Origin of the sequence: Sphingopyxis alaskensis RB2256 (assembly GCF_000013985.1) — a bacterium.
In the GTDB taxonomy this organism is placed as follows: Bacteria; Pseudomonadota; Alphaproteobacteria; order Sphingomonadales; family Sphingomonadaceae; genus Sphingopyxis; species Sphingopyxis alaskensis.
The window spans coordinates 1,708,462-1,722,633 of record NC_008048.1 but is presented as its reverse complement, the minus strand read 5'-3'; the positions used below and the strand labels follow the sequence as shown (position 1 = coordinate 1,722,633).

12 protein-coding genes and 1 tRNA gene are annotated in these 14,172 nt (G+C 65.2%); 2 read left to right on the top strand and 11 right to left on the bottom strand.

The window, feature by feature from the left end:
* Window positions 1-3 precede the first annotated feature (3 nt).
* From SALA_RS08335 to SALA_RS08310, 6 genes are all read right to left on the bottom strand, one after another.
* Complete coding sequence (locus SALA_RS08335; protein WP_011541932.1) at window positions 4-849, bottom strand: AAA family ATPase; 846 nt, start codon at window positions 847-849, stop codon at window positions 4-6.
* Window positions 850-1,275: 426 nt separating this feature from the next.
* Entirely contained in the window at window positions 1,276-2,256 is a 981-nt protein-coding gene (locus tag SALA_RS08330) for an NAD(P)H-dependent flavin oxidoreductase (protein ID WP_011541931.1), read from the bottom strand.
* Between the two features lie 26 nt (window positions 2,257-2,282).
* Window positions 2,283-3,533: an acetyl-CoA C-acetyltransferase gene (locus tag SALA_RS08325; RefSeq protein WP_011541930.1), complete on the bottom strand. Its 1,251-nt coding sequence runs from the start codon at window positions 3,531-3,533 to the stop codon at window positions 2,283-2,285.
* 18 nt (window positions 3,534-3,551) lie between these two features.
* On the bottom strand, window positions 3,552-4,757 hold the full coding sequence (locus SALA_RS08320; RefSeq protein WP_011541929.1) for an acyl-CoA dehydrogenase family protein: 1,206 nt from the start codon (window positions 4,755-4,757) through the stop codon (window positions 3,552-3,554).
* A complete protein-coding gene (locus tag SALA_RS08315; protein ID WP_011541928.1) occupies window positions 4,754-5,842 on the bottom strand; it encodes an acyl-CoA dehydrogenase family protein in 1,089 nt (362 codons plus the stop codon). Before SALA_RS08315 ends, SALA_RS08320 begins: the two co-directional genes overlap by 4 nt.
* Before the next feature lie 25 nt (window positions 5,843-5,867).
* Complete coding sequence (locus SALA_RS08310) at window positions 5,868-6,668, bottom strand: enoyl-CoA hydratase/isomerase family protein (protein ID WP_011541927.1); 801 nt, start codon at window positions 6,666-6,668, stop codon at window positions 5,868-5,870.
* Between the two features lie 90 nt (window positions 6,669-6,758).
* Between SALA_RS08310 and SALA_RS08305 the strand changes: the two genes are divergently transcribed.
* Entirely contained in the window at window positions 6,759-7,850 is a 1,092-nt protein-coding gene (locus SALA_RS08305) for an acyl-CoA dehydrogenase family protein (protein ID WP_011541926.1), read from the top strand.
* A 13-nt stretch (window positions 7,851-7,863) separates the two neighbouring features.
* The gene (locus SALA_RS08300) at window positions 7,864-9,087 is read left to right on the top strand and encodes an acyl-CoA dehydrogenase family protein (protein ID WP_011541925.1); all 1,224 of its coding nucleotides are present in this window, start codon (window positions 7,864-7,866) and stop codon (window positions 9,085-9,087) included.
* A 448-nt stretch (window positions 9,088-9,535) separates the two neighbouring features.
* Here SALA_RS08300 and SALA_RS08295 read toward each other — a convergent pair.
* The 5 genes from SALA_RS08295 to mreC all read right to left on the bottom strand — a co-directional run bounded on the left by SALA_RS08295 (window position 9,536) and on the right by mreC (window position 14,168).
* Window positions 9,536-9,611: transfer RNA gene (locus SALA_RS08295), tRNA-Lys, on the bottom strand.
* Between the two features lie 112 nt (window positions 9,612-9,723).
* Window positions 9,724-10,830 (bottom strand): rod shape-determining protein RodA, encoded by a 1,107-nt coding sequence (gene rodA / locus SALA_RS08290; protein ID WP_041383191.1) that lies wholly within the window; start codon window positions 10,828-10,830, stop codon window positions 9,724-9,726.
* On the bottom strand, window positions 10,827-12,737 hold the full coding sequence (gene mrdA / locus SALA_RS08285; RefSeq protein WP_011541923.1) for a penicillin-binding protein 2: 1,911 nt from the start codon (window positions 12,735-12,737) through the stop codon (window positions 10,827-10,829). Before mrdA ends, rodA begins: the two co-directional genes overlap by 4 nt.
* Before the next feature lie 10 nt (window positions 12,738-12,747).
* Window positions 12,748-13,269, bottom strand: coding sequence for a hypothetical protein (locus tag SALA_RS08280; RefSeq protein WP_011541922.1), 522 nt, complete (start codon window positions 13,267-13,269; stop codon window positions 12,748-12,750).
* Window positions 13,266-14,168, bottom strand: coding sequence for a rod shape-determining protein MreC (gene mreC / locus SALA_RS08275; protein ID WP_011541921.1), 903 nt, complete (start codon window positions 14,166-14,168; stop codon window positions 13,266-13,268). The genes SALA_RS08280 and mreC overlap by 4 nt, the downstream gene beginning before the upstream one ends.
* Window positions 14,169-14,172 lie beyond the last annotated feature (4 nt).

Here is a 14,172-nt window from a genome sequence, read left to right as displayed (position 1 = left end):
CGCTCAGCCCCCCTGGCGCCGCGCCATGAAGGCGAGCTTTTCGAATAGCATCACATCCTGCTCATTCTTGAGGAGGGCGCCGTGCAAGGGCGGGATCGCCTTGCCGACATCGCGGTTCTGCAGCACTTCGAGCGGCATATCCTCGGCGAGCAGCAGCTTGAGCCAGTCGATCAGTTCGCTCGTCGACGGCTTTTTCTTGAGCCCCGGCACCTCGCGAACGTCGTAGAAAATGTCCATCGCGCGGCTCACCAGCGTCTTCTGGATGCCGGGGAAGTGGACCTCGACGATTTCCGCCATCGTGTCGCGGTCGGGGAATTTGATATAGTGGAAGAAGCAGCGGCGCAGGAAGGCGTCGGGCAGCTCCTTTTCATTGTTCGAGGTGATGACGACGATCGGGCGCTCTTGGGCGGTGATCGTCTCGTCGGTCTCATAGACATGAAAGGCCATGCGATCGAGCTCCTGGAGCAGATCGTTCGGAAACTCGATGTCGGCCTTGTCGATCTCGTCGATCAGCAGAACGGGGAGCTTGGGCGAGGTGAAGGCTTCCCACAATTTTCCGCGCTTGATGTAATTGCGGATGTCGTGGACGCGCTCTTCGCCAAGTTGCCCGTCGCGCAGGCGCGCCACCGCATCATATTCGTAAAGCCCTTGCTGCGCCTTGGTCGTCGATTTGATGTTCCAGGTGATCAGCGGCGCGTCGAATGCTTTCGCGATCTCCTCGGCGAGCACGGTCTTGCCCGTGCCCGGTTCGCCCTTCACGAGAAGGGGGCGGCGGAGCAGCGTCGCGGCGTTGACCGCGACCTTGAGGTCGTCGGTGGCGATATAGGCGCTGGTTCCTTCGAAACGCATGGACGGAGAGCCTTTCCCTTAACGTGAACGTCAAGCAGGCATAGCGGGGGGAGGGGGAGGGTGCAAGCAAACAGGCGCCATGGCTCCGGCATGGCAGGGCGCGATGAGGCGCCGCTCTATCTCCCTATCGTCGGACGACGCCGATGATCTCCAGCAGGCATATGACGCAGGCTTGGCGGTAATCGCGCCGCTGACGGGTTCGCGGTTGGCGTCTGATTCATGACTATCTCACGCGACTTCATGCCCTTGCGATGCGGCGTCAGAAGGGATCGATCGCAAAATCATGAAACTGTTCCTGACCGTTTCGGATCAGGCTTTGAGTTCTTTCAAGCAGGCTGGAGTTCGTGCCGATTTTCCAGGGAAAGGCTGCGGAGGACTGGTTCACGTCTTCCGCGTCCCGGCGCCTGCTCCTCCCGGCTCCCGCCTCTACCTTCTGAACCCGGCGAGTCTTTGGTCGAGGATATCTTGTGCTTCCTTGATGATGCGTTCGACGAGTTGCTGGCATGTTGGGATGTCGTGGATGAGCCCCTGGACCATTCCGGCCCAGAACACGCCCCTGGAAAGGTCGCCGGTTTCGAGCAGTTCGCGACCTGCCTTGCCGTTGACCAGTTCGGCCACGTCGGCGAAGGTGGCGCCGGGAACCGAAAGGCGGCGCACGACCTCCTCGCTGACCGCGTTTTTGCCGACCCGCGCGGTGTTTTTCAGGCTGCGGAAGATCAGGAAGCTGCCGCGCTCGTCATTGTCGATATAGGCCTGTTTGACATTGTCGTGGATCGGCGCCTCGACCGTCGCGCAGAAGCGTGTGCCCATGTTGATGCCTTCGGCGCCGAGCGACAGCGCCGCGACGAGCCCCCGCCCGTCGCCGAAGCCGCCCGAGGCGAGCATCGGGATCTTCACCTTGTCGGCGGCGGCCGGGATCAGGATCAGGCCGGGAACATCGTCCTCGCCGGGGTGGCCCGCGCATTCGAAGCCGTCGATCGAAATGATGTCGCAGCCCGCGCGCTCGGCCGACAGCGCGTGGCGCACCGCGGTGCATTTGTGGAGGATGGTGACCCCGTGCGGCTTCAGCATCTCCCATATCTCGCGCACCGCCTGCGTGCCCGCGGTCTCGACGATCTTGACCCCGCCGTCGATGATCGCCTGCGCATAGGCCTTGTAGTCGGGGGCGTTGATCGTCGGAAATACAGTCAGGTTCACGCCGAACGGCTTGTCGGTCATCGCGCGGCAGCGCTCGATCTCGGCGCGCAATGCCCCAGGGTCCGGCTGCGTCAGCGCGGTCAATATGCCAAGCCCGCCCGCGTTCGACACCGCACTCGCCAGTTCGGCATAGCCCACGCTCTGCATCCCCCCCTGGACGATCGGATGCGCAATCCCCAGCATCTCCGTAATCCGCGTCTTGAAAGCCATTTCCTATTCTCCCGCAGGAAAGCCGGTCAGATCCGCTCGATGATGATCGCTGGCGCCATGCCGCCTGCGGCGCACATGGTGACGAGGCCGTAACGACCGCCCGAGCGTTCCAGCTCGTCGAGCGCGGTGCCGATCAGGATCGATCCGGTGGCGCCGATCGGGTGGCCGAGCGCCATCGCGCCGCCGTTGATGTTGACCTTGTCGCGGGGCAGGTCGAGGTCGCGGATGAACTTCTCCGCAACGACGGCGAAAGCCTCGTTGATTTCCCAGACGTCGATGTCGTCCCTGGTGAGCCCCGCCTTATCGAGCACCTTCTTCGCCGCGGGGACCGGGGCGTTGAGCATCAAGGTCGGATCGTCGCCGATATTGGCGTAGGCGACGATGCGCGCGCGGGGTTTCAGGCCGTGTTTGTCGGCATAGGCCTTCGAGGTGACGAGCAGCGCCGCAGCGCCGTCGACGACCCCCGACGAGTTTCCGGCATGGTGGACGCCGCGAAACTCCAGCCCCGGATAGCGCCGCTGAATCTGCTTTCGGAAGGTCACGCCGCCGCCCAAGTCGAAATCGGCGATCGCGTCGAAGCTCGGCTTGAGCGCGGCGAGACCTTCGGCGGTGGTTTCGGGGCGCGGAAACTCCTCATGGTCGAGTGCGATGCTGCCGTCGGGGTTGAGCACGGGCACCAGCGATTTGGCGAAGCGACCCTCCTTGATCGCACGGTCGGCGCGCCGCTGGCTGACGAGCGCGAGCGCATCGACGGCGGCACGGTCGATTCCCTCGATTGCGGCGATGGCGTCGCCGCACACGCCCTGATGCGACTGCGGGTGAAGCTCGTCGAGCGCCGCGTGGCCCGCACCCATGCCGAGCGGTTTGATCCCGGCATTCGCTTCTTCGGCCGCGAGCTGGGCGGTGTAGCTCATCATCTCGGTGCCGCCCGCGACGACGCAATCCTCCATGCCGCTCATCACCGTCGCCGCGGCGAGATTGACCGAGGTGATGCCGCCGCCGCAGAAGCGGTCGAGCGTCGTTCCCGATGCCTTGATGTCATAACCCGCCGACAGCGCTGCCATGCGGCCGAGGTCGCCGCCCTGTTTGCCGCGCTGGGTCGAGGTCGACCAGATGATGTCGTCGACGGTCCTGGTGTCGAGATTATTGCGATCCCTGATCGCCTTCAGCACCGTTGCGGCGAGATGTTGCGGGTGGAGATGCGACAGCGCGCCCTTGCCGGGCTTGCCGATCCCGCGCGGGGTGCGGACGGCGTCGATGATATAGGCTTCGGCCATGGTCTGATATCCTTGTGATCAGGCGGGAATCTGGTTGAACGGGACGCCCTTGTCGGGGCGGTAATCCTGCGGAAGTCCGAGGATCTTTTCGGCAATCGTGTTGAGCAGCATTTCGTCGGCGCCGCCCGCGATGCGACCCGTCGGCGCGTTGATCCAGCTCACGCCCCAGTCCTGCTTGACCGGGGCGTGCGCATCGAAGGCGAGACCCGCAGTGCCCTGCAGGTCGAGCGCGAGTTCGGACAGCTTCTGGCGCGAACGCACCGACACGAGCTTGTTGAGCGAGCCTTCGGGGCCGGGTTCCATGCCCGCCTGCATCATCCGCATCGCGCGGGTGGTGATGGCATCGAGCGCGCTCCGCATCGCATAGTTGCGCGCGATCTGCTGGCGGATGCGGCCGTCCTCGATCGCGGGGCGGCCGTTCAGCTTCATCTCTTTCGCCAGATCGACGAACAGGTCGAGGTGCGGACCGAAGCCCGCGCTGTCGGTCGCGACATAGCGTTCGATCATCAGCGTCGCCATCGCGACCGCAAAGCCGCCGCCGACCGGCGACATGCGATGATCGTCGCCGACCTTCACATCGTCGAAGAACACCTCGTTGACATGGCTGTCGCCGCCCGCGAGCTTGATCGGGCGCACGGTGACGCCCGGCGCCTTCATATCGACCCAGAAGTATGTGAGCCCCTTGTGCTTGGGCACCGTCGGGTCGGTGCGCACGACGATGACGCCATAGTCACTATATTGCGCCCAGCTCGTCCAGACCTTCTGCCCGTTGATCTTCCAGCCGTTGCCGTCAGGCTCGGCCCGCGTGCGCAGCCCGGCGAGGTCCGACCCCGCCGCCGGTTCCGAAAAAAGCTGGCACCAGATTTCCTCGCCGGTGAGCGCCTTGAGCACGCGCTCGCGCACCCATTGCCTGTCTTCGCAAAAGCGCATGAGGACGGGGACCGGCATGCCGAGCGAGATGCTGAAATAGGCGGTCGGCATGCCGAACGGCATCTCTTCGGTGTCGAAGGCGACCTTTTCGATATGGCCGAGTCCCTGACCGCCATACTCAGTCGGCCAGTTGATCCCGGCATAGCCCGCCGCATGGCGTTCCCTGAGATAAGCCCGCCCGAGCGCCAGATCCTCTTCTTCGCTCAACCCCGCGCGCGCCGCCCGTCCATAGCGCGGCGCCACGGACTCGAGCCAGCTGCGCGCCTTGCGCCGATAGGCTTCGATGTCGGTCATCGTCTTTGCTCCCTCAGGCGATCGACGAGCACATCCTCCCAGAAGAAAAGATTGCCCTGCTCGATCGCGAGGCTGCGCGCGCGGCGCATGTGAAGGTGAAGCCCCGCTTCCCAGGTGACGCCGATGCCGCCGTGGATCTGGATGCAGTCGCGCGCGGCGCTGTCATAGGCTTCGGTCGCCTGAATCCGCGCCGCCGCAGCGGCGATGATGAAATCGGCTTCGCCTTCGCGCGACGCGGCATGAGCGGCGCCGGCGCGTGCCAGCTCGACCTGCGCGTACATTTCGGCGAGCCGGTGCTTGACCGACTGGAAGCCGCCGATGGGCTGCCCGAACGCGCGGCGGGTCAGCGCATAATCGCGTCCGATCTCGAGCAGGCGCTCGGCGCCGCCGGCCTGTTCGTGCGCAGTGACGACCGATTGCGTCGCCAGAATGTGCAGCGCTGCCCGTTCGGCCTCAGCGCCGCGCGCGAGTTCGACAGCCGGCGTCGCCGAAAAGCCGATATCGGCATAGCAGCGGCTGTTGTCGAAGCTCTCCACGGCATCGCGGCGGCTGCCCGTGATCGGGGCGAGTGCGAGTATCGTCTCGCCGCCATCGCTCGCGGTCACGATGGCGACATCGGCGCGCGTTCCGCCGGCGACCGCCGATTTCCCGCCCGACAGACTGCCGTGATCGAAGGCAACGCCCCGTCCGATCACCTCCTGCCCTTCGGCAAAGGCCACCGCGCCGATTGCTGCGCCCGACGCGAGCTGCGGCAGCCACTCGTTCTTGAGCGCGTCGCTGCCATGGTCGAGAAGCGCGCGGGCGGCGCCGTAGCTTGCGGTGAGGAAGGGCGCGCCGGAGAGGCTGCGCCCCGCCTGCAGGGCCACGAGGCCGAGCTCGATCAAGCCAAGCCCGAGCCCGCCATAGCGTTCCGGCAGCGCGACGCCGGTCCAGCCCTGCTCGCGCGCGAGATCCCAGAAGGGATCGTGGATCCGGTCCTGCACCTCGAGCAGCGGCAACAGCGCTTCGGTGCTGACCCGCGCCTCCAATATGCGGCGCGACTCGGCGGCGATCGCAATCTGTCCCTCGTCATAGAGTATCGACATCGGCCGGCGCTCCCTTCCGATCGCGTCAGCGAATGGTGAACTTCTTGGCCTTGTCGGCCATCAGGGCGGCGCGGTCGACCTGCGGTACGCCCGCCGGATTGCCGATCTGGCAATATTTGAGCGCCTGCTGCAGCGCGACCGAGCGGGGAAGGTCGAGCGATTGCCAGATCGCCTTGAGTGACCCCGCCGTCGCTGCCGGGGGCTTCGCGGCGATGGCGGCGGCGAGTTCGTGTGCGCGCGGCCACAACTCGCCCAGCGGCACGATCTCGCTGACCAGCCCGATGCGCAGCGCGGTCCCCGCGCCGATCCGCTCGTCGTTGCCGAGCAGCACCATGCGTAGCACGTCATGGAGCGGCATGTGATAGGTCATGCCGATCGGTTCGAGTGCGCTCGTCATGCCATAGGTGACGTGCGGATCGAAGAAAGTCGCGTCTTCGGAGCAGATGATGATGTCGCTCTCGTTGAGCCAATAAAAGGCGCCGCCAGCCGCCATGCCGTGGACCGCCGCGACCACCGGCTTCCAGCAGTTCATCGACTTGGGGCCGAGATAGATGCCGGGATCTTCGCAATGCCAGATGTTATCGAGATCGACGACCGCCTGTCCCGGCTTCTGCGATTCCTTGACGTCGACGCCGGTGCACCATGCCTTTCCGGGGGCAGCGCGCAGCACGCAGCAATGGATGCTGTCGTCACGCGCGACCCGCTTCCACAGATGCTCGAATTCGGCCATCATCTGCCGCGTGAAGCTGTTCAGCGCCTCGGGCCGGTTGAGCGTGATCGTCGCGATATGATCGGCGACGTCGACCAGGATGGTTTCATATTGCATAGCCAGCGACTCCTTCCCGGTGTTTGTCATGGTTGACCTAGTTATACAACTCGCTATGACACGGATCGCAACAACAGGGCAAGCCTTCCGATGAATTTCGACCTCAGCGATGAACAGAAAATGCTCGGCGAGCAAGCCCGCGCGCTGCTTGCCGACCTCTCGCCCTTCGATCGCTTGCGCCAGCTGATCGATTCGGGCGCGGATTGGGACGAGCCCCTGTGGCGCGCGCTCGCCGAAATGGGGTTCCTGGGGGCGGCGATCCCCGAAGAGCATGGGGGACTTGGCCTCGGCGCACTCGACCTCGGCGTTATCATGGAGGCGCTGGGTGCCGCCAATGCCGCGGTGCCGTTCATGAGTTCGATCATCCTCGGAGCCGAAGCGATCCGGCTCGCGGGGAGCGATGCGCAGAAAGCGGCCTGGCTGCCACGGCTCGCGTCGGGCGAGGCGGTGGCGACCTTCGCTTATGCCGAGGGGCCAGGGCCGGTCTTTGCGACGGGTGCGCGACTCGAAGGCGGCAAGCTGTCGGGAAGCAAGTTCCCCGTCGCCGATGCGGGGATCGCCGATATTGCGGTGGTGCTCGTCGCGGGGGGCGATCTCGCGCTCGTCGAGCTCGATCAGCCGGGGGTGACGCGGACTAAGCTCGACAGCTTCGACCAGCTCCGCCCGCACTATCGCCTCGACTTCGATGCGGCGATGGCCGATCCGATGCCGGGCCGCGGAAAGCTCGACCGGTTGATCGATCAGGCCGCGGTCCAGGCCGCATTTGAAGCTGCGGGCGCTGCCGAAGCCTGTCTCTACATGGCCCGCGATTATGCCTTGGAGCGCCAGATTTTCGGTCGCTCGCTCGCCAGTTTCCAGGCGATCAAACACAAGCTGGCCGATGTGGCGGTGGCGACCGAGCTTGCACGGTCGAACGCCTATTTCGGTGGCTGGGCGGCTCAATCCTCACCCGATGACCTGCCTGCGGCGGCGGCGGCGGCGCGGCTTTCGGGCATCAAATGTTTCGAGATGGCGGCCCGCGAGAATCTTCAGGTGCACGGCGGCATCGGATATACGTTCGAAGCCAACTGTCACTTCTATTACCGCCGCGAACGGATGCTTGCGGTGCATCTCGGCAATCGGGGTTTTTGGGCAAACCGGCTGCTCGCCGCGCAGCCCGGGCGCCAGGGTCAGGCGGCCTGAGGAGGGCAGGATAATGGATTTCAACGACAGCCCCGAAGAAGCCGCCTTTCGCGCCGAAGCGCGCGCCTGGCTCGCCGCCCACGCCCCGGCGCATGAAATCCCGCCCGGTGCGAAAATGTCGGACACCGAAGAAGCGGCGCGCGGACGGGCGTGGATTCGGGAATTATATGAAGGTGGCTGGTCGGGCCTGACCTTTTCCAGGGAGCTTGGTGGGCGCGGGGCTTCGGGGATCGAGGCAGTGATCTTCGCCGAAGAAGAAGGTCGCTATCACCTGCCCAAGGGACCATTTGTTTCGATCGGCACCGGCATGGCGCTGCCGGTCATCGCAAGGCACGGCACCGAGGAACAAAAGGCCCGATTCGTCGAACCGACGCTGAAGGGCGAGATCACCTGGTGTCAGCTTTTCTCCGAACCCGCGGCGGGATCGGACCTTGCCGGGCTTCGCACCAAGGCGGTTCGTGCCGACGATGGTTCGGGCGACTGGATCGTCAACGGCCAGAAGGTCTGGTCGAGTTGGGCGCATCTGACCGACTGGGGGATATTGGTGGTGCGAACCGACCCCGGTGTGCCGAAGCACAAGGGGCTGACATTCTTTCTGGTCGATATGAAGACGCCGGGAATCGAAACGCGGCCGATCCGCCAGATTTCAGGGGCCAGCGAATTCAACGAGACATTCCTGACCGACGTTCGCATTCCCGACGCCAATCGGCTGGGCGCGGAAGGCGAGGGCTGGGCCTGTTGCATGACCGTGCTGATGGGCGAACGGCTGGGATCGGGCGCGCATCGCAGCGGGGTCGCAACGCTGCTCGATTATGCGGCGGCAACGCCGGACGGCCATGGCGGCACGATGCTGGACGATGGCGCGGTGCGGCAACAACTTGCCGAAGCGCTGGCGGAAGAACAGGGGGAGCGTTTCTTTCAGGCAAGGCTGCGCACGATGGTGTCGAAGGGCGAAAATCCCGGCGCGCTCGCGGGGATGGTCAAGCTGGCCTATGCCAGTCGATACCAGCGGACCAACGGGCTGGCGCTTGAACTGCGCGGCCTCGCCGGAATTGCCGGTGAGCCGGGCGATAGCGCCACCGGCGACGTCCAGTATGATTATATCTATTCGACGGTGATGCGTATTGCCGGGGGCGCGGACGAAGTTCTCCGCAACCAGATCGCCGAACGTGTGCTCGCCATGCCCGGCGAAGTGCGGATGGACAAGGATGTGCCGTTCGAGAAGCTCAAGGCCTAGGTGTTTGGGCCGTAAACTCATAAACCGTCTTGAGGTTTGGCGGCCTGCGTGATTCAAGCTCTCCATTGCGATGGAGGCTCGATGGCGCGGCGGCGATACGAACTGACCCTACTTCTCGGAGGACGTGGTCAGTGTACGCCTCTGCTCATCGTGCAAGGAACCGAACGACAAAGCCGCCTCGCGTGACGGGAACCGGACCCGGCGAGACGGTGACGCGGCAGCGCCCTCCGCGTCCGAGGTCAAGGCAATCGACCCTCGTTAAGAACATCGGAGCCAGCAGCGGGGGCTCAACTCCTTCTGTCCTGACGCTGCCAGCGCCTCGCTCCTTCGGGTGCGGGGCGCTGTTGCGAAAGGGCTAAGCTGCTAGAAATGCGCTAGAGAGTTGCGCGGACCACACGGGCGAGCGAATATCGCTCTCGCGTAAGTGCTTGGTTTTGCTGTGGAAAAATGGTGGACGCACTAGGGCTCGAACCTAGGACCCGCTGATTAAGAGTCAGCTGCTCTACCAACTGAGCTATGCGTCCATCTGCCGGTTTCCGGCCTTCGCGATGCGGGGGAAATCCCCCTGCGCCGTGAAGAGAGCGGCCCGCTATCATGGCGGTGCATCCTTGGCAATGGCCTTGCGGAAATTTTTTGTCAGTGCAAGCGGCGCGGGCCCGTCTTGCTGTCGTTTTCGATCGCGAGGATGATGCCGATGCACGTCATGATCGTCAGCATCGACGACCCGCCATAGGAAAAGAGCGGGAGCGGGATGCCGACGACGGGGGCGAGGCCCATCACCATCATCAGGTTGATCGCGATGTAGAAAAAGATCGTCATGGTCAGCCCCGCGGCGGTGAGCTGGCCAAAGCGCGTCCGCGCCTTCAGCGCAACGCGCGTCGACCAGCGGAGCAGCAGGAAAAAGCCGAAGAGCAGCGCAAGGCCGCCGATCAGCCCCCATTCCTCGGCCATCGTCGCAAAGATGAAATCGGTGTGCCCTTCGGGAAGATAGTCAAGGTGGCTTTGCGATCCGTTGAGGAAGCCCTTGCCGCCGATCCCGCCCGATCCGATCGCGATCTTTGACTGGCTGATGTGATAGCCCGCGCCCAGCGGGTCGCTTTCGGGGTCGAGGAAGATGAGCACGCGCCGTTGCTGGTAATCGTGGAGAAAGGAGAAGAGGATGGGCAGCGCCGCGACGCCAGCGATTGCCGTACTGCCGAACCACCAGAGCGGCAGGCCCGCGACGAACATCACGATCACCCCGCCGACACAGATCGACAGCGCGGTGCCGAGATCGGGTTGCAGCATCACCAGTGCCGCCGGAAGCCCGATCATCACCAGCGCCGGCCACAGCGCGGTAAGGCTGCGCGTGCTGGCGGGCGGAAGCTGGGCATAGAAGCGCGCCAGCGCGACGACGATGGCGACCTTCATCAGCTCCGATGGCTGGAGGTTCATGAAGCCGAGGTTGAGCCATCGCTGGCTGCCGCCGCCGACGAAGCCCAGCAGTTCGACCGCAAAGAGGAGGACGAGCACGCCGATATAGGCAAGGTAGGAAAAATCCTCGAAAATCCGCAGGGGCAGGCGGCCAAGGACGAGCGCGCCGCCGAGGAAAACGAGGAAACGCACCCCCTGTTGCCACGCCCAGGGCGACCAGTTGCCACCCGCGGCCGAATAGAGGACGAGCAGGCCGAACCCGGTAATACCGCACAGGATGGCGATCAGCTTCCACGGAACGCGCCGGATCGCGGGCGGGACGGGGATCATTGCGGAACGCCCGGATCGGGATCGCTCGACGCCCCCGCTTTCCACGCCGCATAGTCGCGTTCCATGCGCTCGCCGATCGTGCCGCCCCAACCGGCCTCGAGCGTTTCGAGCGCCTCCATTCCCTTTTCGCGGTCGAAGAGGAAGGTCATGAAATCGCGCGCAACCGGCGCCGCGGCACGGCTGCCGCCCATGCCATGCTCGATGACGATGCCCGTGGCGTAGCGCGGATTGTCGACCGGCGCGAACCCGACGAACAGGCCGTGGTCGCGATATTTCCACGCGCCGCCCTGTCCGCGCGAACCCGACGCCAGCCCGCGCACCTGTGCGGTGCCGGTCTTGCCCGCCATGGTGATGCCGTCGAGCGGCAGGCGGCTGCGCACCGCGGTGCCCGCGCCGTTGACGACGCGGTCCATGCCCGCGCGCGCCACCGCCAGCGCTTCGGCGGAGAAGGGCAGGGGTTCGTTGGTGAACTGCCGGTTGACGAGACGCGGATACAGGCGCCGGCCCGACGCGATGCGCGCGGTCATCACGGCAAGCTGGAGCGGATTGACGCTGACATAGCCCTGGCCGATCACCGCGTTCAGCGAATCCGACGCGGTCCACTCCTGATCATATTTGCGCCGTTTCCATGCGCTGTCGGGGATGGTGCCGTACCGCTGATTGCTGCCCGCAAGCCGGAACTCCTCGCCCAGCCCCAGCAGCCGCGCGGTCGGCGCCATCGCGTCGTAACCCAGCCGGTGCGCCAGCCAGTAGAAATAGCTGTTGCAGCTTTTTTCGATCGCGGTCGGCATGTCGATGCTGCCGTGCGTGCCGAGACAGCGGAAAAAGCGGCTGCCGAGCCGATAGCCGCCGATGCAGGTATGGCGCTCGCCGGGGTCGACGCCATGGTCGATCGCCGCGATCGCCGCCATCGGTTTCAGCGTCGATCCGGGCGGATAGAGCCCGCGCGTCGCCTTGTTGATCAGCGGCTGGTGATCGTCGGCGCGCAGCCAGGCATATTCCGAACTGCTGATCCCGTCGGAAAAGCTGTTGGGGTCGAAACTCGGCATCGACACGAAGGCGAGGATGTCGCCGTTGCGGCAGTCGATGACGACCGCCGCACCCGATTCGCGCCCCATGCGCCGTGCGACATATTCCTGCAGGTCGGCGTCGATCGTCAGATGCACCGTCTTGCCCTGCACGTCGGGCTGGGTGTCGAGGTCGCGCACCACCTTGCCGCGCGCAGTCACCTCGACGCGCCGCGCGCCGGGTTTGCCCTTCAGCACTTCCTGGAAATATTTTTCGAGCCCGTCCTTGCCGATCTTGTAGCCGGGCGTGATGTAGAGCGGATCTTTCGCTTTCTCATATTCTTCGGCATTGGGCGCCCCAACATAGCCGATCAGATGGCCCACCGCGGCGCCGGTCGGATAGTTGCGGGCAAAGCCGCGCTGCGGCGCGACGCCGGGCAGTTCGGGCAGGCGGACGAGGATCGAACTATATTCGGCCTCGGTCATATTCTCCTTGATCGCGACGGGCTGGAACCCCGATGCGGCCTTGAGGTCGCGGTTGATGCGTTCCATCGTGTCGCCGTCGAGCCGCAACAGCGTCCGGAGCTGACCCAGCACCATCTCGCGATTGTGCAGACGGTCGGGAATGATGTCGATGCGCAGGCTGACGCGGTTGTTCGCGAGCGCCTTGCCATTGCGGTCGACGATCCAGCCGCGGCGCGGCGGGATGAGCGTCAGATTGACGCGGTTGCTTTCCGATTCAAGCACATAGCGGTCGTTGTCGATCACCGAGATATAAGCCATGCGCGCCGCCAGCGCGACACCCACCGCCGCTTGCGCGCCGCCGACGACGAGCGCGCGGCGGGTGAAGGTGAGACCCCTCCACGCTTCGGTGATCGGCGGGTGCTTCTTGTTGAACATGTGCGCAGTTTTATCGGCGTTTCAGCCGGAAGTTGTCAAACTTGCCGGTCAGGCGCATGATCAGCGGCACCAGCAACACCGAAATGACGATCTGCGGCACGACCAGCCCGAGCACATGCGCGGTATCGGCATCGGGGTGGGTGATGAGCGCGGCGAGCGACTGGATCGCCGCAATCAACAGCCCGGCGATCACCCAGTCGTGAAAGAAACCGCGCCAGTAAATGCGCTGCGACGAATAAGCGATGGCGATGCTCGCGAGCGTCCATAGTCCGGCCGCGGTGCCGATCGGCGCGCCGCTGAACAGATCGTCCCACAGGCCGAGCGGCAGCCCGACCCACACCGGCCACATTTCGGTGCGCAGTAATTGCCAGCAGAGGAAAAACAGCAGGCCGACCGGCGGCAGCACCGGCGAACTGGCGATCAGCGGCAGCATCAGCGGCAGCGCCGAGGCGAGCATCACGCTCGCCACGGGCACGATCCGCATCCGCCACAGCGAGGCGGGTTCGCCAAGGCGCGGACCCTTGCGGTTCATGGCGCGGCGGCGACAGGGAGCGCGGCCGGACCGGGGCGACCCGCCGCCTCGATATTGTCGGGGGTATAGGGGCGCAGCACCGCGACGGCGTCGACCTTGCCGGGGTCGGCGAGCGGACGCGCGAGCGCGCCGTCGTCCTGGCGCCGCACGACGATCGCGACGGGGATGTTCGGCGGATAGAGGCCGCCGGTGCCCGATGTGACCAGGATGTCGCCGGGCTTGAACGGATTGTTCGCGATATTGAGCGTGCGAACGTCAAGATAGCCGTTGCCGCGACCGCTGGCGAGCGCGGGCAGCCCGTCGCGCGCGCGGCGCACGGGGACGATATTGTCGACGTCGGTGAGCAACAGCACCTGCGACACCGACGGCCCGGCGGTCAGCACGCGGCCGATCAGCCCGTCGGCGCCGCGCACCGGCTGGCCCGCGGCGACGCCCAGATTGCGCCCGATGCTGAGCAATGCGATGCGCCTGCTGCTCGTCGAGGTCGAGGTGAGCAGATAGCCGTTGGCGAGCGCGGTCTTGTCGGTTTCCTGGAGCTTGAGCAGTGCCTTGAGCTGCCGATTCTCTTCCTGGAGCGAACTGGTCGCGACCAGCTGGCGCCGCGTGTCGGCCAGCTCCTTGCGCAGCCGCCGGTTCTGCGATCCTGCGGCGACATAGGCGCCGACGCTGTCGTCGATGCCCGAAATCGAACCGATGACCGAGCGCGTCCCGCGCGCGATCGGTGCGGCGAGTTCCTGGCTTGCGATGCGCAGCTGGGCAAAGCCGACGGGATCGGCGACCGACAATATCGCGAGCAACAGCCCGGCCACCGCGCCGGTCACCGCGATGACATAGGCGACGAACAGGCTGTACTGGGCCTTTCGGGATTGCCCCGGACGTCGATGTGCCGGGCGGACCACGACG

Coding starts and splice junctions, on each gene's coding strand:
- mrdA (WP_011541923.1), bottom strand. CDS start 12,737: ATGTTCAACAAGAAGCACCCGCCGATCACCGAAGCGTGGAGGGGTCTC.
- SALA_RS08330 (WP_011541931.1), bottom strand. CDS start 2,256: ATGGCTTTCAAGACGCGGATTACGGAGATGCTGGGGATTGCGCATCCG.
- SALA_RS08320 (WP_011541929.1), bottom strand. CDS start 4,757: ATGACCGACATCGAAGCCTATCGGCGCAAGGCGCGCAGCTGGCTCGAG.
- SALA_RS08310 (WP_011541927.1), bottom strand. CDS start 6,668: ATGCAATATGAAACCATCCTGGTCGACGTCGCCGATCATATCGCGACG.
- SALA_RS08305 (WP_011541926.1), top strand. CDS start 6,759: ATGAATTTCGACCTCAGCGATGAACAGAAAATGCTCGGCGAGCAAGCC.
- rodA (WP_041383191.1), bottom strand. CDS start 10,830: ATGATCCCCGTCCCGCCCGCGATCCGGCGCGTTCCGTGGAAGCTGATC.
- SALA_RS08335 (WP_011541932.1), bottom strand. CDS start 849: ATGCGTTTCGAAGGAACCAGCGCCTATATCGCCACCGACGACCTCAAG.
- SALA_RS08325 (WP_011541930.1), bottom strand. CDS start 3,533: ATGGCCGAAGCCTATATCATCGACGCCGTCCGCACCCCGCGCGGGATC.
- SALA_RS08280 (WP_011541922.1), bottom strand. CDS start 13,269: ATGAACCGCAAGGGTCCGCGCCTTGGCGAACCCGCCTCGCTGTGGCGG.
- SALA_RS08315 (WP_011541928.1), bottom strand. CDS start 5,842: ATGTCGATACTCTATGACGAGGGACAGATTGCGATCGCCGCCGAGTCG.
- SALA_RS08300 (WP_011541925.1), top strand. CDS start 7,864: ATGGATTTCAACGACAGCCCCGAAGAAGCCGCCTTTCGCGCCGAAGCG.